Source organism: Rhizobacter sp. AJA081-3 (assembly GCF_017795745.1).
Lineage (GTDB): Bacteria > Pseudomonadota > Gammaproteobacteria > Burkholderiales > Burkholderiaceae_C > Piscinibacter.
Window position 1 is genome coordinate 114,750 of sequence record NZ_CP059067.1, and the last position, 20,745, is coordinate 135,494.

20 protein-coding genes are annotated in these 20,745 nt (G+C 70.1%); 12 read left to right on the plus strand and 8 right to left on the minus strand.

Going from position 1 to position 20,745, the window contains the following annotated elements:
• The first annotated feature begins 131 nt into the window (after positions 1-131).
• Positions 132-692: an Lrp/AsnC family transcriptional regulator gene (locus HZ992_RS00530; protein ID WP_209384742.1), complete on the plus strand. Its 561-nt coding sequence runs from the start codon at positions 132-134 to the stop codon at positions 690-692.
• Positions 689-1,795, plus strand: a complete 1,107-nt coding sequence (locus tag HZ992_RS00535) for a diguanylate cyclase (RefSeq protein ID WP_209384743.1) — start codon at positions 689-691, stop codon at positions 1,793-1,795. Before HZ992_RS00530 ends, HZ992_RS00535 begins: the two co-directional genes overlap by 4 nt.
• Before the next feature lie 9 nt (positions 1,796-1,804).
• On the opposite strand, the gene HZ992_RS00540 is transcribed toward HZ992_RS00535, so the two are convergent.
• The 3 genes from HZ992_RS00540 to apaG form a co-directional block, all read right to left on the minus strand.
• On the minus strand, positions 1,805-2,959 hold the full coding sequence (locus tag HZ992_RS00540; protein ID WP_209384744.1) for a murein transglycosylase A: 1,155 nt from the start codon (positions 2,957-2,959) through the stop codon (positions 1,805-1,807).
• 106 nt (positions 2,960-3,065) lie between these two features.
• On the minus strand, positions 3,066-5,060 hold the full coding sequence (locus HZ992_RS00545) for a site-specific recombinase (protein ID WP_209384745.1): 1,995 nt from the start codon (positions 5,058-5,060) through the stop codon (positions 3,066-3,068).
• 8 nt (positions 5,061-5,068) lie between these two features.
• On the minus strand, positions 5,069-5,443 hold the full coding sequence (gene apaG, locus HZ992_RS00550) for a Co2+/Mg2+ efflux protein ApaG (protein WP_209384746.1): 375 nt from the start codon (positions 5,441-5,443) through the stop codon (positions 5,069-5,071).
• Positions 5,444-5,502: 59 nt separating this feature from the next.
• On the opposite strand from apaG, the gene rpe reads away from it, so the two are divergent.
• Both rpe and HZ992_RS00560 read left to right on the plus strand, forming a co-directional pair.
• Complete coding sequence (rpe, locus tag HZ992_RS00555; RefSeq protein WP_209384747.1) at positions 5,503-6,183, plus strand: ribulose-phosphate 3-epimerase; 681 nt, start codon at positions 5,503-5,505, stop codon at positions 6,181-6,183.
• A gap of 45 nt (positions 6,184-6,228) precedes the next feature.
• Positions 6,229-6,672, plus strand: coding sequence for a response regulator (locus HZ992_RS00560; protein ID WP_209384748.1), 444 nt, complete (start codon positions 6,229-6,231; stop codon positions 6,670-6,672).
• 14 nt (positions 6,673-6,686) lie between these two features.
• Here the strand turns inward: HZ992_RS00560 and HZ992_RS00565 are convergent, their stop codons facing one another.
• Together HZ992_RS00565 and napF are read right to left on the minus strand one after the other, a co-directional pair.
• Positions 6,687-9,119, minus strand: coding sequence for a methyl-accepting chemotaxis protein (locus HZ992_RS00565; protein WP_209384749.1), 2,433 nt, complete (start codon positions 9,117-9,119; stop codon positions 6,687-6,689).
• Positions 9,120-9,212: 93 nt separating this feature from the next.
• Positions 9,213-9,710 (minus strand): ferredoxin-type protein NapF, encoded by a 498-nt coding sequence (gene napF, locus HZ992_RS00570; RefSeq protein WP_209384750.1) that lies wholly within the window; start codon positions 9,708-9,710, stop codon positions 9,213-9,215.
• Between the two features lie 85 nt (positions 9,711-9,795).
• On the opposite strand from napF, the gene HZ992_RS00575 reads away from it, so the two are divergent.
• From HZ992_RS00575 to HZ992_RS00600, 6 genes are all read left to right on the plus strand, one after another.
• Positions 9,796-10,143 (plus strand): chaperone NapD, encoded by a 348-nt coding sequence (locus HZ992_RS00575; protein WP_209384751.1) that lies wholly within the window; start codon positions 9,796-9,798, stop codon positions 10,141-10,143.
• Positions 10,144-10,237: 94 nt separating this feature from the next.
• Positions 10,238-12,784 (plus strand): nitrate reductase catalytic subunit NapA, encoded by a 2,547-nt coding sequence (napA, locus tag HZ992_RS00580; RefSeq protein ID WP_209384752.1) that lies wholly within the window; start codon positions 10,238-10,240, stop codon positions 12,782-12,784.
• Positions 12,785-12,800: 16 nt separating this feature from the next.
• Entirely contained in the window at positions 12,801-13,604 is an 804-nt protein-coding gene (gene napG, locus HZ992_RS00585) for a ferredoxin-type protein NapG (RefSeq protein ID WP_209384753.1), read from the plus strand.
• Entirely contained in the window at positions 13,601-14,506 is a 906-nt protein-coding gene (gene napH, locus HZ992_RS00590) for a quinol dehydrogenase ferredoxin subunit NapH (RefSeq protein WP_245213315.1), read from the plus strand. Before napG ends, napH begins: the two co-directional genes overlap by 4 nt.
• Positions 14,507-14,508: 2 nt before the next feature.
• Positions 14,509-14,967, plus strand: a complete 459-nt coding sequence (locus HZ992_RS00595; protein ID WP_209384754.1) for a nitrate reductase cytochrome c-type subunit — start codon at positions 14,509-14,511, stop codon at positions 14,965-14,967.
• Positions 14,968-14,979: 12 nt separating this feature from the next.
• Positions 14,980-15,645: a NapC/NirT family cytochrome c gene (locus tag HZ992_RS00600; protein WP_209384755.1), complete on the plus strand. Its 666-nt coding sequence runs from the start codon at positions 14,980-14,982 to the stop codon at positions 15,643-15,645.
• Here the strand turns inward: HZ992_RS00600 and mobB are convergent.
• Positions 15,637-16,149 (minus strand): molybdopterin-guanine dinucleotide biosynthesis protein B, encoded by a 513-nt coding sequence (gene mobB / locus HZ992_RS00605; RefSeq protein ID WP_209384756.1) that lies wholly within the window; start codon positions 16,147-16,149, stop codon positions 15,637-15,639. The two genes, HZ992_RS00600 and mobB, sit on opposite strands and share 9 nt — an antisense overlap.
• Before the next feature lie 76 nt (positions 16,150-16,225).
• Positions 16,226-16,573 (minus strand): DUF4148 domain-containing protein, encoded by a 348-nt coding sequence (locus tag HZ992_RS00610; protein WP_209384757.1) that lies wholly within the window; start codon positions 16,571-16,573, stop codon positions 16,226-16,228.
• A gap of 185 nt (positions 16,574-16,758) precedes the next feature.
• Between HZ992_RS00610 and HZ992_RS00615 the strand changes: the two genes are divergently transcribed.
• A complete protein-coding gene (locus tag HZ992_RS00615) occupies positions 16,759-17,376 on the plus strand; it encodes a LysE family translocator (RefSeq protein ID WP_209384758.1) in 618 nt (205 codons plus the stop codon).
• Positions 17,377-17,457: 81 nt separating this feature from the next.
• The gene (locus tag HZ992_RS00620) at positions 17,458-18,693 is read left to right on the plus strand and encodes an NAD(P)H-dependent flavin oxidoreductase (RefSeq protein ID WP_371816770.1); all 1,236 of its coding nucleotides are present in this window, start codon (positions 17,458-17,460) and stop codon (positions 18,691-18,693) included.
• An 18-nt stretch (positions 18,694-18,711) separates the two neighbouring features.
• Here the strand turns inward: HZ992_RS00620 and HZ992_RS00625 are convergent, their stop codons facing one another.
• A complete protein-coding gene (locus HZ992_RS00625; RefSeq protein WP_209384759.1) occupies positions 18,712-20,685 on the minus strand; it encodes an EAL domain-containing protein in 1,974 nt (657 codons plus the stop codon).
• Positions 20,686-20,745: the final 60 nt, after the last annotated feature.

Sequence of the window (20,745 nt, forward strand, 5' to 3'; positions counted from 1 at the left end):
GCTCCGTGATAGGGCGAGCACGAGTGTAGAGATTCAGGGGCAGGAAGTGCTTTCTTTCGTTGCCGGGTTATGGTCTCTATGAGAAAGCTTCTTGCTCCAGATACTCGATTCGTATCAGAATCACGCCCGAAATGGCCACTTCAGGGAAAACCCCAGAGCCACCCACGGACGTGCAGGATGCGCATGGCGCGAGCCTGGACCGCTTCGACATCGCCATCCTGCGCGCCCTGCAGCAAGACGCACGCCTGTCAAACGCCGAGCTGGCCGCGCGCATCGGGCTGTCGGCCGCGCCGACCTGGCGGCGCGTGCGCTGGCTCGAGGAGCAGGGCTTCATCACCGGCTACCGCGCCGAGATCGACCGCCGCAAGATCGGCCTGGGGGTGCTCGCCTTCGTGCGCATCGACGCCGATCGCAACACCGCCGCCGCCACGCGCGAGCTGGAGGAGGCGATCCGCCGCATCCCGGAGGTGATCTCCTGCCACTACATCTCGGGCTCGGGCACCTTCGAGCTGCAGGTGATGGCCACCGACCTCGATGCCTTCTCGCGCTTCGCGCTCGACGTGCTGCTCAACCTGCCGCACGTGAAGGACCTGCACACCAGCTTCTCGCTGGGTGAGGTGAAGTCCGGCGGCGCGCTGCCGCTGGGCCACCTGCGCGGCGCCGTCGAGGCCGGCACGCCGGGGGCGCGATGAACGCGCGCTGGGCCTCGCTGACCGACTGGCTGCTCGGCACCGAGCCGCAGCAGCGCGTGCGTGCGGCGCGCTGCGGCCTCGCCTGCGGCCTGATGCTCTACAGCATCGCCAGCATGGGCTACTTCGTCTGGGTCGGCATGGCCTCGGCCGGGCCGGTGGCCGCACTGGCACTGGTCGGCCTGGGCGGCATGGGCGCCTGCTTCGCGGTGATCCGCAGCGGGGCCAACCTGCGCCTGGCCGACCCCTCGCTGACCGGCGTGCAGATGAGCTTCGCGCTGGCTGTCGGGGCCGTGGCCTACACGCTCGCCGGCCGCGGCCGCGGCGCAGTGTTCCCGATCATGATGGTGGTGCTGATGTTCGGCCTGTACTCGCTCAAGCCGCGGCAGGTGCGGCACATGAGCCTGCTGGCGCTGGTGTTGTTCGGCAGTGCGATGGCCTTGATGGCGTGGCTCTCGCCGGCCATCTACCGGCCCGAGGTGGAGTTCGCGCATTTCCTCGTCATCGCCATCATGCTGCCGGCGGTGTCGATGCTGGCCGGCCAGCTCAGCCGCTTGCGCGACAGGTTGCGCCGCCAGAAGGCCGAACTGCAGGAGGCCCTGTCGCGCATCCAGGAGCTCGCGCTGCGCGACGAACTCACCGGCCTGGCCAATCGCCGCCACATGCAGGCCCTGATCGACCTGGAGCGCGAGCGCTGCGTGCGCTCGGGCGGCAGCTTCTGCCTGGCCGTGATCGACATCGACCGCTTCAAGCGCATCAACGACACGCACGGCCACCCGGCCGGCGACGCGGTGCTGCGCGACTTCGCGCGCGAGGCGATGGCCACGCTGCGCAGCGCCGACGTGCTGTCGCGCTGGGGCGGCGAGGAGTTCATGCTGATGCTGCCCGACACGCGCCTGACCCTGGCACGCCTGGGCGTCGAGCGGCTCCGCACGCGGGCGGCGGCGATGCGGGTGGAGCACGCCAGCGGGCCGCTGTCGTTCACGCTGTCGGCCGGCGTCGTGGAGCACCTGGCCGGCGAATCGGTGGTCGATTCGATCGCCCGTGCCGACCGGGCGCTCTACCAGGCCAAGCAGCAGGGGCGCAACAAAGTGGTGTCGGGTTGAGCTGAAGGCTCAGCGCGGCCACAGCACCCACAAACGCAGCGGCTGCTTCATGCGCCCGGCCTGTGCCTCGGCGTCTTCGCCCCAGCCCCAGAAGTAGTCGGCACGCACCGCGCCGGTGATGGCGCTGCCGGTGTCCTGCGCCATCACCAGGCGGCGCAGCGGCGTGCTCGACAGCGGCTCGGTGGTGTCCAGCCACACCGGCGTGCCGTAGGGCACCGACTGCGGGTCGACGGCGATCGATCGGCCCGGTGTCAGCGGCACCGCCTGCGCGCCCTTGGGGCCGACCGTCGGGTCGGGCAGCGGCTCTTCGCGGAAGAACACATAGCGCGGGTTGCTCCACAGCATTTCGTTCAGGCGCTTCGGGTTGGCGCGCGCCCAGGCCTTGATGGCCGGCCACGAGGCCTGTTCGGGCTTGAGCTCGCCCTGTTCGATCAGCCAGCGGCCGACCGACTTGTAGGGCTGGTCGTTGTGGCCCGCGTAGGCCACGCGCAGCTGGCGCCGCGCGCCGTTGGCCTCGGACAGCATCAGCCGCCCCGAGCCTTGCACCTGCAGCAGCAGCGCGTCGAGCGGGTCGGCCACGTAGGCGAGCTCGCGCCCGCGCAGCGCGGCCTGGGCGGCAGGCAGGGTGTCGATCTGCTGGCGTGTCCACCAGGGCTTGCGCGTGGCCAAGTCGTCGGGCAGGCCGTGCAGCGGCACGCGGAAGGCGGCGCGCGGCTGGCGCTGCGCCTCCACCAGCGGCTCGAAATAGCCGGTCGCCAGGCCCTCGGTCGCACCGTCGGGCGACTCGACGCGGTAGGGGCGCAGCCGCTGCTGCAGCCAGGTGCGCGCCTCGGCATCGCTGGCCGGTGCAAAGCCGCGCGCGGCCACGCAGATCGCCTCCCAGCCCGGCGCCGGCTTGTCGCAGCCGCGCAGCAGCGCGGGCCACAGCTCGCGTGTCGCGTCGCCTTGCCAGCCGGGCAGGTCGGCCCAGTTCGCCGGCACCCAGCGCGAGCGTGCGCGCACGAGGGACGCTCCCGCAGCCGGTGCAGGCGCCGGCGCGGCCTGCGGCGGCGGCGCCCGGCCGGTCTCGTCCGGCGGTGCGGCGTCAGGGACAAACAGGCCGCAGCCGGCGAGCGCTCCTAGAATCGCCGCGGCAACGAGCCCTCGGCTACGGGACATCTTCATGGCATTGATTCTGCTGGAGGCGCTGGGCGCGCTGGTGATCCTGCTGCTCATCGTGTGGTGGACGATGTTCTCCGGCCGCAAAGGCGGCGAGCGGCGCGACGACGACTCACGCTGAATCCTTCGGCGGCAGCACGAACGACACCGGCGCGTGCCGCAGCCGCGCGCGGATGGCGCGATAGATGCGGCTGCGGTCGGCCAGGCGGATGCCGCGCGAGCGCAGCGCCACCTTGAAGGCGAGCACGAAACTCACCGTGAGGTTGAGCACACCGGTCACCGCGATGCCGGCCGCGCACCACCAGAACGCGCTGTCATGCAGCACTTCGGCGCCCAGTGCGCCGAGCGCCGCGGCCAGTTGGCCGGTGGAGAGCGTGACGTGGCGCACCTCCAGCGGCAGTGCGAAGAACGTGGCCACCGCCGGCACCAGGCCGAGCATCAGGCCGAGCGAAATGTTGGCGGCCAGCCCCGAGACGTTGGCGCGCCACCAGGCGCCCCAGCGCCGGGCGCGCGCGGCGCCGAGCAGTGCGATGGAGCGTGGGTTCCAGGCGATCGCGCTGTCCAGGCGGTGCCAGACGAACCAGTTCTCCGCCCAGCCGGCGATCAGCGAACTGGCGAACAGCAGCACGCCGGTGAAGGCCGCATACAGCGCCGTGGGGCCGAGCAGCGTCAGCGAATGCAGCACGTACTCGGCCTGCGGCTTGCCCACCAGCGGCGCGCCGAACGCCGCCTGCCAGGCGAGCTGCACCCCCAGCACCACCGGCCCGGCGACCATCAGGTTGCCGAAGATGCCGGCCGCCTGCGAGCGGATCAGGTGCGCGACCTCGTCGACGAAGGCCTCCACCTTGGCGTCGTCGGCCAGGTCGCCGAGCTTGTCGGCCATCGCCGGCGCGGTCATCGCCGGCTGCTTGGTCGCCACCGTCCAGTGCAGCAGGTGGATGATCACGAAGCTGCCCGCGTAGTTGACGCCGGCCAGCAGCCCGGCCCAGAACGCAGCCAGGCCGAGCGCGCCGACGAGGAACTTGACGAAGGTGGTGCCGACGATCACCGCACCCCCGCCGGCCGCCGCGCGCAGCATCGCGCGGTACGCGGCGCGGTCGCGGGTGATGTAGTGCTCGCCGGTGGCGGCGCTGCGCTCGGCCACCTTGCGCGCGAGGAGCGAGTAGTGCCGCGCGAACAGGCTGCGGATGCCGCGCCGCTCTTCCGCCTGCCGGGCCAGGCCGGCGATCAGGTGCAGCAACTCGCGCGCCGGCTGCGGCGCGAGCAGGGTGTTGAGCACGGCCTCGATGCGGTCGCAGCGCTCGCGCAGCTGGTCGACCTCGAACACCACGTTCACCGACACGCCGTACTGCTCGAGGTGCGCATGCACGCTGTCGGCGCAGCGCCGGCAGGCATCGAGCAGCGCGCGCAGGTACTGCGATTCCTGCAGCAGCAGCGTGTTGTCGGCGTCGGCCGCCCGGGCGCCCAGCCGCTCGGCGGCGCTGGCGAGCTGGCGGAACGGGTCGTCGGCCAGCAGCTCCGGGCTCATGCGCTGGCGCAGGGCGCCCGAGTGGCCCGACGCCCGCACTGCCGCGGCGAGGTAGACGATGCCGTCGGCCAGCGGCCGGCGCCAGCCGTCGCCCTGGGCGAGCATCGGCCCGAGCGCCTCGACCAGCCGCGCCAGCGTGTCGTCGTCGATGGCATCGAGCCACTGCGCGTCGCGATCGCGCGGGAAGAGCAGGGCGAACAGCTCGCCCAGGTCCAGCGTCTCCGGCGTGATCGGCAGCAGCCGCAGGCGCAGCCGCTGGCCGAGCTCGCCGAAGAGGTTCATGCGCGGCGCGAAGCCGAAGTCGGCGAACAGCGCCACCGTGTCCACCTCGCGCCAGATGCGCGCCAGCATGGCGCCCACCGCGGCGCGCTGCGGCGGGTTGCGCTGCAGCACGTTGAGCAGGTGCTTCAGTCGCAGCACCGGCGTGGGCGTGCTGCGCTCGGCTTCGCCTTCCAGCGGCGCGCGGCGCAGCCACTCCATCAGCCGCACCAGCCACAGGTGGCGCTCGGCCAGCGGCGCCTTCGGGTCGGCCGCGTTGAGCAGCGCCGTCAGGTCCCAGCCCGAGCCCGCGCGGGCCATCGGCAAACTCAATGCAGCGCCGACGCCGTGGTCAGCCCGAATTCGGGCACCGGCGCGTCGAAAGGTTGCGCGTCCTCGGTCATGCAGAAGAACTCGCCGCGCATCGTGCCGTGCGGCGTGGCGATGCGCGTCCAGCTCGTGTACTCGAAACTCTCGCCCGGCTTGAGCATCGGCTGGTGGCCCACCACGGCCAGGCCGCGCACCTCGTCGACGTGGCCGTCGGCGTCGGTGACCACCCAGTGGCGCGCGATGAGCTGGGCCGTCACGTCGCCGGTGTTGCGGATGGTGATGGTGTAGGCGAACGCATGCTCGCCGTTGCCGGGGTCGGACTGCTCGGGCAGGGGGCGCACGACGACGCTGCTGGTGAACTCGGGTTTGGCCATGCGGCCCATTCTAGGAGGCCACCTAGAATCCCGCGGATCCGAAGGCCCGAAGCCCCGCCATGAGCACCTTTCGCATCGCCCCCAGCATCCTCTCCGCCGATTTCGCCCGACTCGGCGAGGAGGTGCGCGACGTGCTCGCCGCTGGCGCCGACTGGATCCACTTCGACGTGATGGACAACCACTACGTGCCCAACCTGACCTTCGGACCGATGGTCTGCGAGGCGCTGCGCAAGCATGCGGTGAAGCCCGACGGCCACAAGGCGCCGATCGACGTGCACCTGATGGTGCAGCCGGTCGATGCGCTGGCGAGCGCCTTCGCCAAGGCGGGCGCCGATCTGGTCAGCTTCCACCCCGAGGCGAGTGCGCATGTCGACCGCACGCTGCAGCTCATCAAGGCCGAGGGCTGCCAGGGCGGGCTGGTGTTCAACCCGGCCACGCCGCTGGATGTGCTCGACTGGGTGATCGACAAGGTCGACCTCGTGCTCATCATGAGCGTCAACCCCGGCTTCGGCGGCCAGAGTTTCATCCCGGCGGCATTGAAAAAGATCGAGCGCGCGCGCAAGATCATCGACGCCAGCGGGCGCGACATCCGCCTCGAGGTCGACGGTGGCATCAAGATCGACAACATCCGCGCCGTGGCCGACGCCGGAGCCGACACCTTCGTGGCCGGCAGTGCGATCTTCGGCCAGCGAGACTACAAGGTGGTGATCGACGCGATGCGCGCGCGGCTCGCCGGCTGATCGGCCGGCGCCGCGGCGCCGCTGCGCTGCACGAGGAGGACGACGATGGACTCCGCCCGAAGGGCCGCTGCACCGCAGACCGTGCTGTGCATCGAGGACCACCCGGTCAACATGCAGCTCGTCGAGGCCATGCTCGCCGGGCTGGCCGGTGTGCGGCTGCTGAAGGCCTTCAACGGGCGTGACGGGGTGCGGCTGGCCCAGGCCGAGTTGCCCGACCTGGTGCTGCTCGACATGCGCCTGCCCGACATCGGCGGCCTGGAGGTGGTGCGCGAACTCAGCGAGCTCATCTCGCAGGAGCAACTGCGCGTCGTGCTGCTGACCGGCGAATCGTTCTCGATGGAGGTGGTCAAGGCGATGAGCCTCGGCGCCCACGACTACTGGCCCAAGCCGCTGACCGTCGAGCGTGTGCGCGACGGCGTGACCCGTGCCCTGGCCGACGCGGCGGCACGGCGTACCCGCCGCGACGGCGGCGGCGCTTCAGGCGCGTAGCGCTGCAGGCCGCTTCAGGCCGGCGCTGCGGCCCGCTTCGTGACGCCGACGAGATGCTTCTTCTGCTCGTCGCGCTGGCCGCGGTGCAATGCGGCCTGTCCCGCGGCAGCGCTGCCGCGCGACTTGTAGATGCCGCAGCCGACGATGAGGTCGTCGCGCACCGGTTCGACGTACGAAGTCTTCAGATCGACCGCGCCGGTCTGCGGGTTGGCGAAGTCGTAGTCGACCCAGCCGCCGCCGCGTGCGGCCTGCTCGAAGGCATCGCGCACCAGCTTGTCGCCGTCGACGCCGGGGTTGTCGCGCACCGCCGTGCCCACCCGCTCCGGCTTGCCGGCGAAGGCGCGGTAGATGCCCTGGCGATCGAAGGCGAATACGTACATGTCGCGGTCGGCCAGGCCGCTGGCCGGGTCGGTGATGGTGGCCAGCGCAGCCTGCCCCTGCGCGGCATAGAGTTGGACGCCCTTGTGCACCAGCGCGAGCGCCTCGTCGGCACTGCCCTGGCGCAGCCGGAACGAGGCCACCGCCTGGGCCAGCTTGGCTGCTCGCTCGCTCAGCTGCGAGGAGCTGTGCAAGGCCGAGTCGACCATCTGCGCGTTCTGCTGGGTCAGCTCGTCGATGTGCTGCACCGCCTGCGCGATCTGCGCGAGGCCGCTGCTCTGCTCGGTGGTGCTGGTGTGGATCGCACGCACGCTGTCGGCCATCTCGCGGATGCCGGCGACGATCTCCTCGAAGGTGCGGCTCGCGCCGGCGATCTGCACCACGCCGGTCTCGACGTGGCCGGACGACGCGCCGATGAGCGACTTGATCTCGCGTGCCGACGACGAACTGCGTTGCGCCAGCGAGCGCACCTCGGAGGCGACCACGGCGAAGCCACGGCCCTGCTCGCCGGCACGCGCTGCTTCGACGGCGGCATTGAGCGCGAGGATGTTGGTCTGGAACGCGATCCCCTCGATCACGCCGACGATGTCGTTGACGCGCTTGGAGCTGGCCTGAATGTCCTGCATCGAGGCCACCGCCGACTGGATCGACTGCCCGCCCTGCTCGGCGACACGGCTCATGCGTGCGGCCATCTGTGCGGCGGCCTCGCTGCCCTGTGCGCTCCTGCGCACGGCAGCGCTGATCTCCTGCACGCTGGCCGAGGTCTGCTCCAGGCTGGAGGCCTGCGATTCAGTGCGCTCGGACAGGGCCTTGGTGTCCTCGGCCAGTCGCGAGCCGGCCTGCGCCACGATCGACGAGTTGCTGCGGATGTCGGACACCATCTCGGAGATGCGGCCGGTCATCGCATCGAGCGACTGGCCGACCACCGAGAGTTCGTCGGTGCCGCGCAGCCGGATGCGCGTGGCGAAGTCGCCGGCCGCCAGCTGGGCCACCGAGCCCTGCAGTACGCGCACCGCGCCGAACGAGGTGCGGAAGAACACCAGCGTCAGGTAGGCCACGCCGAACACCGCGGCGATGCCGGCCGCCAGAGCCATCAGCCAGATGCGCTGCAAACGCTGCGCGCGTTCGTCGAGCAGCGTCTGCAGCCGCTTCGAGCTGGCGCGGCCCACGCCGACCACGGCCTCGATGGCCTGCGTGCCGGACTCGAAATAGTCGGCGGTATGGCCGCCGCCGCTGCCCGTGGCGACCAGCGCCTGGGTGCGATCGGCGAACGACTTCGACAACGCCAGCGCCTGCGCAAAACCCGGCGGGGCCGCCTCTCCGCTGCGGCCCAGGGCCTGCACCATCTGCTGCGCGGTGGCGCTGGTGTGCTCGAGCAGCCGCATCTGCGCAACCAGCTCGCCGGCTTCGACCGGGTCGATCTGGCCGCGGCGCAGCAGCGCCGCACCACGGCCGCGCAGCTGGCCGAGCGATTCCGACCAGGGCACCAATGGCTCGACGGCCAGGTGCATGAGGTGGAAGGGCGTCGACTCGGGTTCGAGCAGCAGGCCGCTCGATTCAGCGCTCCGGGCGAGCAGCTCGCGCAAGGCGCTCACCTGTTCGGAGTGCAGCCGGAAGCTCGCCGCGGCATCGCGAGGCACGTCGCCGTCGGCCAGCTGCGAAAGCACGCGGTGGATCGGCTGCCAGGGTGCGAGCAGGCCGCTGCCGGGCTGCGTCAGCAAGCGGGAGTTCAGCGCCTGGCTCGCCGATTTCAGGGCCGCACGGGTGTCGGCGAGTGCCGCGTCGGCGGCGGTGTCGCCGGCCAGAGAACGGTTGACGAGGCCACGGTGCTTCTGGGTCTGCACCACCACGTCGAGCGTCAGCCCGATCAGCGGCACGCCTTCGGCCTCGGTGCGTGTGGCCTGCAGATCTCCGTGCGCCGACCACAGCGCTTGCGCCGTCAACCACGACAGCGGCAGCAGCAGCACCACCGCCATCAGCGTCATCTTGGCGGGGAACTTCAGCTCCCGCATCAGCTTCATGCCGGGCTTCATGAACAGGACGACGGCGGGATGCGTGAAGAGGCTCATGGGTGATCCGGATGACGGCGCGTGACGGAGCTGCGGCACCCGAACGGGCGCCTCACCGTCGTATCGGTCGGCGCAGGTCCGACTTGAGCCGGCTCAACGAAGATCGATCGCGCCGACCGGGCAGACGGCGACGCAGTCCCCGCAGCCGGTGCAGGCGGAGGTGTCCACCTGCAATTGGGCGATGCCTCCGCGTGCCGGCGCGAAGCGCAGCGCGCGGGCGTCGCAGGCATCGCCGCAGACGCGGCATTCGACGCCGCGCCGGTTCAGGCAGCGCTCGTCGATCCGCACGCGCCAGCTGAAGGCGACGGGGCTCGCCGCCGGATCGATCGCGCCGCTGGCGCAGGCCTTCGCGCAGTCGCCGCACAGGCTGCAGCCGTTCGCCGCGAAGCTGATCAGCGGGAAGCCGCCATCGCCGTTGCCCAGCACGCCGCGCGGGCAGGCGCGCACGCAATCGCCGCAGCGTGTGCAGTGGTCGGTGAAGTCGGTGTCGGGACGCAGCGACCACGGTGGCCGCGGCGAGGTGGAGGCATCGCTGCTCATCACTGCGCGCACGTCACCGCGCAGAAATGAGCGTCGGCGCGGATCGACCATGACGGGGCTCCGGGTTGATGCTTGTCAATCGGGCTGGGACTCGGCAGGCCCACAGTGCGCACCGAAATGGAACAGGAGACAAGGCATGAGCATTCTCGGTGCAGTCGTGCGAGTCCGGCCGGAACATCTGTCTGCCGTGGTGCCGCGCCTGGCGACCCTGCCCGGCGCGGACCTGGCATTGAACCCCGGCGATGGCCGGCTCGTGCTGGTGATCGAGGACGCGCAACTCGACGGCGTGGTGCACGGCGCCGCGGCCACGCTGGCCTCCATCGCCTTGTGGCCCGAGGTGCTCAACACCTCGCTGGTCTACGAATACTCCGGCCCCGATGCGCCGCCCACCGGCGGCGGAGCGGTGGAGGACTACCGCGCCTGGCGCGGCAGCCTGAAGGACTGGGCCGGATCCTCTGGCGCCGAACCGACGCCGGGTTCTTGAACTGCTTCAACGACAGCGACCTGCCCCTCGCGCAGCATGTGAAGCGAGCCAGAAGACGACCAGGCGCGACCTCGCGCCACATGGAGAACCGAAGATGCAAGCCAATCGCCGTGAATTCCTGAAGACCCAGGCCCTGGCCGCCAGCGCCGCTGCGGCCGGCATCCCGATCGTGGCCGTCGGCGCGCCCGCGCCGGCACCCGCCGTCGACACCGCGGTGCGCTGGGACAAGGCGCCATGCCGCTTCTGCGGCACCGGCTGCGCGGTGATGGTCGGCGTGCAGGAAGGCCGGGTCGTCGCCACGCAGGGTGATCCCGATGCGCCGGTCAATCGCGGCCTGAACTGCATCAAGGGCTACTTCCTGTCCAAGATCATGTACGGCAAGGACCGCCTGACCACGCCGCTGCTGCGCAAGAAGGACGGCAAGTACGACAAGAACGGCGAGTTCGTGGCGGTGAGCTGGGACGAGGCCTTCGACCTGATGGCCGCCAAGTGGAAGGAAACGCTGAAGAGCGACGGGCCGGCCGGCGTGGGCATGTTCGGTTCCGGCCAGTGGACCATCTTCGAGGGTTACGCCGCCGCCAAGCTGTGGAAGGCGGGCTTCCGCTCCAACAACCTCGACCCGAACGCGCGCCATTGCATGGCCAGCGCGGTGGCCGGTTTCATGCGCACCTTCGGGATCGACGAGCCGATGGGCTGCTACGACGACATCGAGCAGGCCGATGCCTTCGTGCTGTGGGGCAGCAACATGGCCGAGATGCACCCGGTGCTGTGGAGCCGCATCACCGACCGGCGCCTGTCGAATCCGAACACCAAGGTGGTGGTGCTGTCGACCTTCGAGCACCGCAGCTTCGACCTGGCCGACATGGGCATGATCTTCGCCCCGCAGACCGATCTGGCGATCCTCAACTACATCGCCCACTACCTCATCACGAACAAGAAGGTCGACACCGAGTTCGTCAAGAAGAACGTCAACTTCAAGAAGGGCGCCGACGACATCGGCTACGGCCTGCGTCCGGCGCACGCGCTCGAGAAGGACGCCAAGAGCAACGGCTACGCCGGCGCGGACGGCAAGCCCAAGGGCAACCCGAACGACTCGACGCCGAGCAGCTTCGAGGAGTACGCCAAGTTCGTCTCGGAGTACACCGCCGAGAAGGTCAGCAAGCTCTCCGGCGTGCCGGTCAAGCAGCTCGAGGACCTGGCGAAGATCTACGCCGACCCGAAGGTCAAGGTGATGTCGCTGTGGACGATGGGCTTCAACCAGCACACGCGCGGCACCTGGGCCAACAACATGGTCTACAACATCCACCTGTTGACCGGCAAGATCAGCCAGCCGGGCAACAGCCCGTTCTCGCTGACCGGCCAGCCCAGTGCCTGCGGCACCGCGCGCGAGGTCGGCACCTTCGCGCACCGCCTGCCCGCCGACATGGTGGTCACCAACCCCGAGCACCGCAAGCACACCGAAGAGATCTGGGGCCTGCCCGAAGGCACCATCCCCGACAAGATCGGCCTGCACGCCGTGGCGCAGAGCCGCGCGCTCAAGGACGGCAAGCTCAAGTGCTACTGGACCAGCACGACCAACAACATGCAGGCCGGGCCGAACATCAACGGCGAGATCCTGCCCGGCTGGCGCAACCCGGCGACCTTCGTCGTCGTCAGCGATGCCTACCCGACTGTCAGCGCGATGGCCGCCGACCTGATCCTGCCATCGGCGATGTGGGTCGAGAAGGAAGGGGCCTTCGGCAACGCCGAGCGGCGCACGCAGTTCTGGCGCCAGCAGGTCAGCGCACCGGGCGAATCGAAGTCCGATCTGTGGCAGTACATCGAGTTCAGCAAGCGCTTCAAGGTCGAGGAAGTCTGGCCGGCCGAGCTGATCGCCAAGAAGCCCGAGCTCAAGGGCAAGACGCTGTTCGACGTGCTCTACAAGAACGGCAAGGTCAACAAGTACCCGATGGCCGACCTGACGAAGGTGAACGCCAAGTACATCAAGGACTACAGCAACGACGAGAGCAAGGCGCTGGGCTTCTACCTGCACAAGGGCCTGTTCGAGGAGTACGCCGAATTCGGCCGCGGCCATGGCCACGACCTGGCGCCCTTCGACGTGTACCACGAGGTTCGCGGCCTGCGTTGGCCGGTGGTCGACGGCAAGGAGACGCTGTGGCGCTTCCGCGAGGGCTACGACCCGTACGTGAAGAAGGGCGAGGGCGTGCGCTTCTACGGTTTCAAGGACGGCAAGGCGAACATCTTCGCGCTGCCCTACCAGCCGGCGGCCGAGGTGCCCGACAAGGACTACGACCTGTGGCTGTGCACCGGCCGCGTGCTCGAGCACTGGCACACCGGCTCGATGACGCGCCGCGTTGCCGAGCTGCACCGCGCCGTGCCCGAGGCGGTGGTCTTCATGCACCCCGACGACGCCAAGGACCGCGGCATCCAGCGCGGCATGCAGATCAAGGTGGCCTCGCGCCGCGGCGAGATCACCGCGCACGTCGAGACCAAGGGCCGCAACAAGGTGCCGCGCGGGTTGATCTTCGTGCCCTTCTTCGACGAGGGCCGGCTGGTCAACAAGCTGACGCTGGATGCGACCTGCCCGATCTCCAAGGAGACCGACTTCAAGAAGTGCGCCGTCAAGGTCGTGCGCGCCTGAGGCCGTCCTTCGCATCATGGACTTGTCCCGTCGCACGGTGCTGCAAGGCGCCGCCAGTGCCACGACCGCCGGGCTGATCGCCGGCGGCGCGGCGCTGCTCGGCCGGCCCGCCCTGGCGCGGCCGGCGCAGGCCTTGCGGCCTCCCGGCGCGATCGCGGAGGAGCGCTTTCTCGGCGCCTGCATCCGCTGCGGCCTGTGCGTGCGCGATTGCCCGCCGGGCAACCTGAAGCTGTCGACCTGGGGCGACGGCATCGCGCGCGACGTGGCCATCGGCACACCCTACTTCGAGGCGCGCCAGATCCCCTGCGAGATGTGCGAGGCCATCCCCTGCGTGAAGGCCTGCCCGACGGGTGCACTCGACCACGCGCTCACCGACATCAATCAGGCGAAGATGGGCGTGGCCGTGCTGATCGACGAGGAGAACTGCCTCAACTTCCTCGGCCTGCGCTGCGATGTCTGCTACCGCGTCTGCCCGGTGATCGACAAGGCGATCACGCTGGAGAAGTTCTCCAACCCGCGCAGCGACCGCCACGCGATGCTGCTGCCCACCGTACATGCGCAGGACTGCACCGGCTGCGGCAAGTGCGAGAAGAGCTGTGTGCTCGAGCAGGCCGCGATCAAGGTACTGCCGCTGGCGATCGCCCGCGGCGAGCTCGGCCACCACTACCGCAAGGGCTGGGAGGCCGGCAACCAGGCCGGCCGGCCGCACTTCGACCAGCCGGTGCAGAACCTGCCCGAGCACGCCGTGCCGGGCGACCTGGTGCCGCTGCGCTCGGGGCGCGATCCCTACGCCGCGCCGGCTTCGGGGGCTTCGAAGTGAGCAGTTCAGGCGTCACCAGCCGCTCGTTCGGGCTGCATCGCGCCAGCGCCGCCAAGATGCCTGGCCGCGATGCCGTGCGCGTCAAGGGCTGGTGGCTCGCCCACCGATTCCTCGTGCTGCGCCGGCTCGCGCAGTTGTCCATCTTCGCGCTGTTCCTGCTCGGCCCGCTGGCCGGGGTGTGGGTGGTCAAGGGCAACCTGTCGAGCAGCGTCACGCTGGGCGCGCTGCCGCTGACCGACCCCTTCGTGCTAGCGCAGACGCTGGCCACGCGTCACTGGCCCGAAGCGACCGCGCTGACCGGCGCGGCGATCGTGATCGCCTTCTACGCGTTCGTCGGCGGGCGTGTCTTCTGCAGCTGGGTGTGCCCGGTGAACGTGGTGACCGACACGGCCTCGTGGCTGCGCCGGCGTCTGCGCATCACCAGTGGGCGCGCTCCGCGCGGCGGCCTGCGCTACTGGCTGCTCGGCGCCGTGCTGGTGGCCAGCGCGATCGCGGGCCAAGCCGTGTGGGAGAGCGTCAACCCGGTGTCGATCACGCAGCGCGCGCTGATCTTCGGCGGCACGCTCGCCTGGGGCGCGGTGGCAGCGGTGTTCCTGTTCGACCTGCTGGTCGCGCCGCGCGGCTGGTGCGGCCACCTCTGCCCGGTCGGCGCGGCCTATGCGCTGATCGGCAGCAAGAGCCTGTTGCGCGTCAGCGCGGCGCATTCGAGCCGCTGCAACGACTGCGCCGACTGTTATGCCGTGTGCCCCGAGCCGCAGGTGATCGTGCTGCCGCTGAAGTGCAAGGACGGTGCGGGCCCCGTCATCACCGACCGCGAGTGCAGCAACTGCGGCCGCTGCATCGACGTCTGCGCTCCCGATGTCTTCCGATTCACCCCACGTTTCGACCCCCGAAGGGACTGACCATGAGAGTCCGTGATTTCCTCAAGTTCGCGCTGGCCATCGGCATCTTCGCACTCGGCACCCAGCTCGCTCCGGCGGCCGACGAGGCGCCGGTGCAGATCAAGGCACTGCGCGGCGGCACACCGGTGAACCTGGACAACCTGCCGACCGCCTCGCACCAGGAGCGCGACCACCCGGTCTCCGACCGCGACTTCGTGCAGCAGCCGCCGCTGATCCCGCACACCACGTCGGGCTACCAGATCACGCGGAACTTCAACAAGTGCATGGACTGCCATGCCTGGCAGAAGGCGAAGTACTCCGGTGCCACCAAGGTCAGCGTGACGCACTTCCGCACCCGCGACGGCCAGGAGCTCGACAACATCAGCCCGCGCCGCTACTTCTGCACCCAGTGCCACGTGGCGCAGACGGATGCGAAGCCGCTGGTGGAAAACGGCTTCAAGCGCGCCCGCGGGCTGCAGTGAGGGGCGAGCGACATGGCTGACAACAACAACAGGCAAGACACCCCCGCGGCTGGCCGCATCCGCCGTCTGGGCGTGTGGGTCTGGGGCGCCGCCACCGGAGCGCTGGGCATCGCCTTCGTGGTCGGCATCCTGTTCTGGGGCGGCTTCAACACCGCGATGGAATGGACCAACCGCGAGGCGTTCTGCATCTCCTGCCACGAGATGAAGAACAACGTCTACGTCGAGTACCGCAACACCATCCACTACCAGAACCGCACCGGCGTGCGCGCCACCTGCCCCGACTGCCACGTGCCCAAGGAGTGGGGGCCGAAGATCATCCGCAAGATCCAGGCGAGCAACGAGGTGCTGCACAAGGTGCTCGGCTCGATCGACACGCCGGAGAAGTTCAACGCCAAGCGCGCCACGCTGGCGCAGCACGAATGGGACCGCATGAAGCGGAACAACAGCCAGGAGTGCCGCAACTGCCACAACTTCGACTCGATGGACTATGCGGAGCAGAACCGGCGCGCGGCCGACACGCACCAGAAGGCCTTCAATGCGGGCATGACCTGCATCGACTGCCACAAGGGCATCGCGCACACGCTGCCGCCGATCGAGCAGCACATCGGCGCCCCGAAGGACGAACCGGCGCAGCTGCCGGCGGCGTCGAACCCGGCCGCCTCGGCGGCCTCACGCTGAGGGCGGGTTCGCCCGGCCGAGCACGAAGTCGGCGATCGCGCCGATGTCGTGCAGATCGAGCCAGGCGGGCGGCACCTCGTCGCCGCCCGGCCGTGGCGCGTCCGAGGCGATGCCGGCGATGCCGGGCCACGTCGGCCACAGCATCGGGCGGCCGAGCGACGGGCGCCACACCTCGAGCTTGGGAAAGTCGCCCTGCTTGAATCCCTCGACGAGCACCAGGTCGCAGTGCTGCAGCCGGCTGAGCAGGTAGTCCAGCGGGGGCTCGCTCGCGCCGCGCAGCTCGTGCATCAGCGCCCAGCGTTCGTGGCCCAGCAGCAGCACTTCCTGGCAGCCGGCTTCGCGCAGGCGGTACGAGTCCTTGCCCGGCCGGTCGATCTCGATGGCCTTGTGGCTGTGCTTGACCAGCGAGATGCTCAAGCCGCGCGAGGTGAGTTCGGGCACCAGCCGCTCGAGCAGCGTGGTCTTGCCCATGCCGGAGTGGCCAGCGATGCCGAAGACGTTCATGCCGCGATTGTGATCGGGGCCCAAAGACAAACGGCGGCAGGTTGCCCTGCCGCCGTCGAAGTGCCGTGGGGACGGCTTACTTCTTCTGCTTCTCCATCGCGTCGCTCTTGGAGAGCTCGCCCGACTTGACCGCGTCCTTGACTTCCTTCTTCACTTCGGCTCGGCTCTTCTCGGACTTGGCCGCCTGTGCAGGGCTGGCCTCGCACTCGCGGCTGGTGCCCTTGCCGGCAGCCTTCACCTCGGCACGGGTCTTGTCCGACTGGGCCTTGGGCATGGTGGCCGCTTCGGCGCATTCGGTCGACTTGGTCGCGGCCTTGGCCTCGGCCTTCACTTCGGCACGGGTCTTGTCGTCGGCGGCGAAGGCGCCATGAGCGGCAAACGCGGCCAGCACCGCAACGATCAACGAAGATTTCTTGAAAGACATACCTATCTCCTTATGGTGGTGCATCGGCACACTCGCGTGCCTCGCCAAGCCATTGTTCGACATACCACCCTGGGCATGTTGACGAATCACAAGATCCAGGCGAGCCGGGGCCGGGTGATCACTCCACATCTCCGACTTGAAATCGCGCCCTTCGGCCGCATTGGCCATGGCTTAGAGTGATTGGCATGTCGCCGGTCGAGACCTTCCTGTCCTCCCTGCTGATCGGGTTGTCGATCGCCGCGCCGGTCGGCCCGATCGGCTTGCTCACCATCCAGCGCAGCCTCGAACATGGCCCGCGCGCCGGCCTGGCCACCGGGCTGGGCGCGGCGGCGGCCGACGCGGTGTACGGGGCCATCGGCGCCTATGGCGTGAGCTGGCTGGTCGACGCCCTGGTGGCCGCGCGGGTGCCGCTGGCGCTGTTCGGCGGCGCGTTCCTGCTCTGGATGGCATGGCAACTGCTGCGTGCGCCGGTGGCTGGGCAGGCGGCGATGACTGCGCCGGCGCGCAACGGCTGGCAGTACTTCGCCAGCACCTTCGTGCTCACGCTGTCGAACCCGGCGACCATCTTCTCCTTCATCGCGATCTTCGGCTCGATGGCCGGCCGCGCGGGCAGCAGTTCGCCGGCGCTGATGGTGCTGGGCGTGCTGATCGGCTCGGCACTGTGGTGGCTGCTGCTCAGCAGCGCCGTGGGCCGGCTGCGCGAGCGCTTCGACGCCACCTGGCGCAGGCGCGTCAATCGGTTCAGCGCCGCCGTGCTGGCCGCGTTCGCGCTGTGGCAACTGGCCTCGCTGGCCCGGGACTGAGCCGCGGATCGGCCTGCGCTTGATCGGCGTCAACCGTTGCGCGCTCGCGGGCGACGACAGTCGCAGCCTGGAGGATTGTTCATGCTGCAGAGAACCGACGCCGCCGATGCCATCGACCCGCTGATGCGGCCGTTCTTCGAGCGCAGCGGGCTGGCGGCCCTGAGGCTGGGTGGCCGTGCGTTGCTGCCCATCGTGCAGGGCGGCATGGGCGTGGGCGTGTCCGCACACAAGCTGGCCGGCAGCGTGGCTTCGCTGGGCGGCGTGGGCACGATCTCTTCGGTCGACCTGCGGCGCCACCATCCCGACCTGATGGAGCGCACGCAGGGCCTGGCTTCGCGCCCCGGCATGGACGCAGACACCAAGGCGGTCATCAACGCCGCCAACCTCGAGGCCATCGGCCGCGAGATCCGTGCGGCACGGGTGCTGTCCGAAGGCCGCGGCCTGCTGGCCATCAACGTGATGCGCGCGGTGGCCGACTACGCCGCTTCGGTCAAGAAGGCGCTGGAGGCCGGCATCGACGCCGTGGTGGTGGGCGCCGGCCTGCCACTGGACCTGCCCGACCTCGCCTCCGACCATCCCGATGCGCTGCTCGTGCCCATCCTGTCCGACGCGCGCGGCGTGCAGCTCATCGTCAAGAAGTGGGAGCGCAAGAAGCGCCTGCCCGACGCCATCGTCATCGAGCATCCGCGGCTGGCCGGTGGCCACCTCGGCGCGGCGAAGATCGCCGACCTGAACGACCCGCGCTTCGATTTCGAGAACGTCATTCCGCAGTCGCGCGCCTTCCTGAAGAGCGCCGGCATCGAGCGCGAGATCCCGCTGATCGCCGCCGGCGGCATCCGCAGCTTCGAGGAGATCGCGCACCTGCAGTCGCTCGGCGCCGCCGGCGTGCAGCTGGGCACGCCCTTCGCGGTCTGCGAAGAAGGCGATGCGAGCGACGAGTTCAAGCATGTGCTGGCCTCGGCCAAGGACGAGGACATGATCGAATTCACCAGCGTTGCCGGCCTGCCGGCGCGCGCGGTGGGCACGCCCTGGCTGCGCGCCTACCTGAAGATCGAGGACAAGCTCCAGGCTGTGTCGCATGCCAAGACCCGCTGCACGAAGGCCTTCGACTGCCTGGCCCAGTGCGGCCTGCGCGACGGCTTGAAGGGCTGGGGCCAGTTCTGCATCGACAACCAGCTCGCCGCGGCGCTGCGCGGCGACGTCAAGAAGGGCCTGTATTTCCGCGGCGTCGGTGCGCTGCCCTTCGGGGAGCAGATCCGCAGCGTGCGCGAGCTGATGGAGCGGCTGCTCACCCGCGTGGAGCTGCAGCCGGCCTGAGCTGCAACGCTCGCGTGCTCAGGCGGGCACCGGCAGCCACAGCGGCAAGTGCAGGGCCGCGTCCAGCGGCAGCGGCGTGGCGAACAGGAAGCCCTGGCCCTCGGCACAGCCGAGCGCGCGCAGGCTTTCCCATTGCGCGTTCGTCTCGATGCCCACGGCACTGACTGGCAGGCCCAGGTTGCCTGCGGTCTGCATCATCGATTCGAGCAGCAGGGCATGGCGCCCGCCGTGGCCGATGGCGGCGACGATGCCGCGGTCGATCTTCAGGCGCGACAGCGGCAGCTCCACCAGCATCGACAGCGGCGAGTGCCCGGCGCCGAAGTTGTCGAGCGTGATGCCGATGCCGGCCTCGCGAAGGCGCTGCAACTGCAGCATCACCCCGGGCAGCTGGGTGCGGTCGTCGAAACCGTCGATATCGACTTCCACGCGCGCCGGCGGCAGCCCGGCCATCGCGATCGTCTCGAGCATGTCGGCGGCAAACTCGCCGCGTGCCAGCTCGACGTGCGACACATTGATCACCAGACGCATCGGGCGCGGCGCGGCGGCCTGCAGCGTGACGAGGTCCAGGCAGGCGCGGCGAAGCACCCAGTGGCCCACCGAGCCGATCTCGCCGCTGCCCTCGAGCCGGCGGATGAATTCGAGCGGCGCCACCTTGCCGCCGGGCTTGGTCGACAGGCGCAGCAGAGCCTCGAAGCCGAGCACGCGGCCGTCGGCCAGGTCCACCACCGGCTGGTAGCGCAGGCCGTAGCCGGCGGCCTCGCCATCGAAGTGCGGGTCGAAGCCCGGGTGGCTGGCGTGCAGCGGGTCGTCGAGCAGCGAGTGCGTCGGCGTGCCCGTCGGCGCCTCGGCCGCGAGCAGGCGGCGGCTGTGTTCGAGCTGGGCCGACAGGCGCGCGCGCTCGGCGGCCACGCGGCCATAGCGCAGGCGCACCGTCTGCAGCTCCACGCCGGCCTGCAGTGCCTTGAGCCGCCAGCCAAGTTGCTCGACGCTGGCTCCGCTGGCTCGTGAAGCCGCTGCGCGTTCGTGCCAGCCGGTGGCCGCGGCGGAGTCGTCGCACTGATCGGACCACTTCGCCAGCGCGTCCATCAGGGTCGGGTCGTCCGGGCGGCGGCCGCGCTGGGCGATGTCCAGGGCCTCCGTCAAGGCCGCGCCCGCCGCGTCGGGTCTGCCCGCAGCCAACTCGGCGCGGCCGAGAGTGAGCAGCAGATCGTAGGCGCCATGCGAGTGCCCGGCGACACTCGGCAGTGCGCGGCGAGCGCGCTGCGCCGCCTCGTCCGCCCTGCCCAGGCCGATCAGGGCCTCGGCGGCGGTGGCCTCGATATGCGCAAGCATCCAGTCGCTCTCCCGTGCGGCCTCGGCACTGGAGATGTCCGACAGGGCCAGCGCGATCGAGAAGCGCGACTGCACGTTGGCCAGGCAGGCCAGGTTGTGGCGCGCCTCGCGCGCCCGTTTGTCCATGCGCAGCTGCGTGAAGGCGGCCAGTGCCTGCTCGAGCTGCTCGCGCCCGCGCTCGGCATGGCCAGTCTGTGCGAGCACGCCGCCCAGCAGCGACTGCACCAGCGCCACGCCGGGCGGATCGGCCGCGCCGGCGAGGTATTCGGACGCCGCCTCCAGGTGCGGCAGCGCCTGTTCGCCCATGCCGAGGCTGGCCCACATGCCGCCCAGCCCGGTGAGCACCTTGGCGCGCACGGCAAGGTTGCCGTCGCTCTCGGCGAGCGTCGCGGCGCGCTGCGTGAGCTGCAGCGCCTCGTCGATCGCCAGTTCATAGAAGCTCGCCTTGCCCTGGAACATCAGGCTCAGTGACAGCTCGCCGTTGGCACCCAGCTCGCGTGCCAGCTCCTCGGCCTGCAGCGCCAGCGCGCGCGCCTGAGGGGGGTCGACGTCGGCGGCCTGCTCGGCCTGGGCGTTCAGGCTGCGCAGGCGCCGAAGCCGGACATGCGCCGCCAGCCGAGAGGCGGCGTCGCCGGACAAGGCGCTGGGGAACGAGGACATGCAGGCGTTTCAGTGAAGCTGGGCGCACCCATTGTCGTGCGGCGCCGTCTCGCGTGCCCA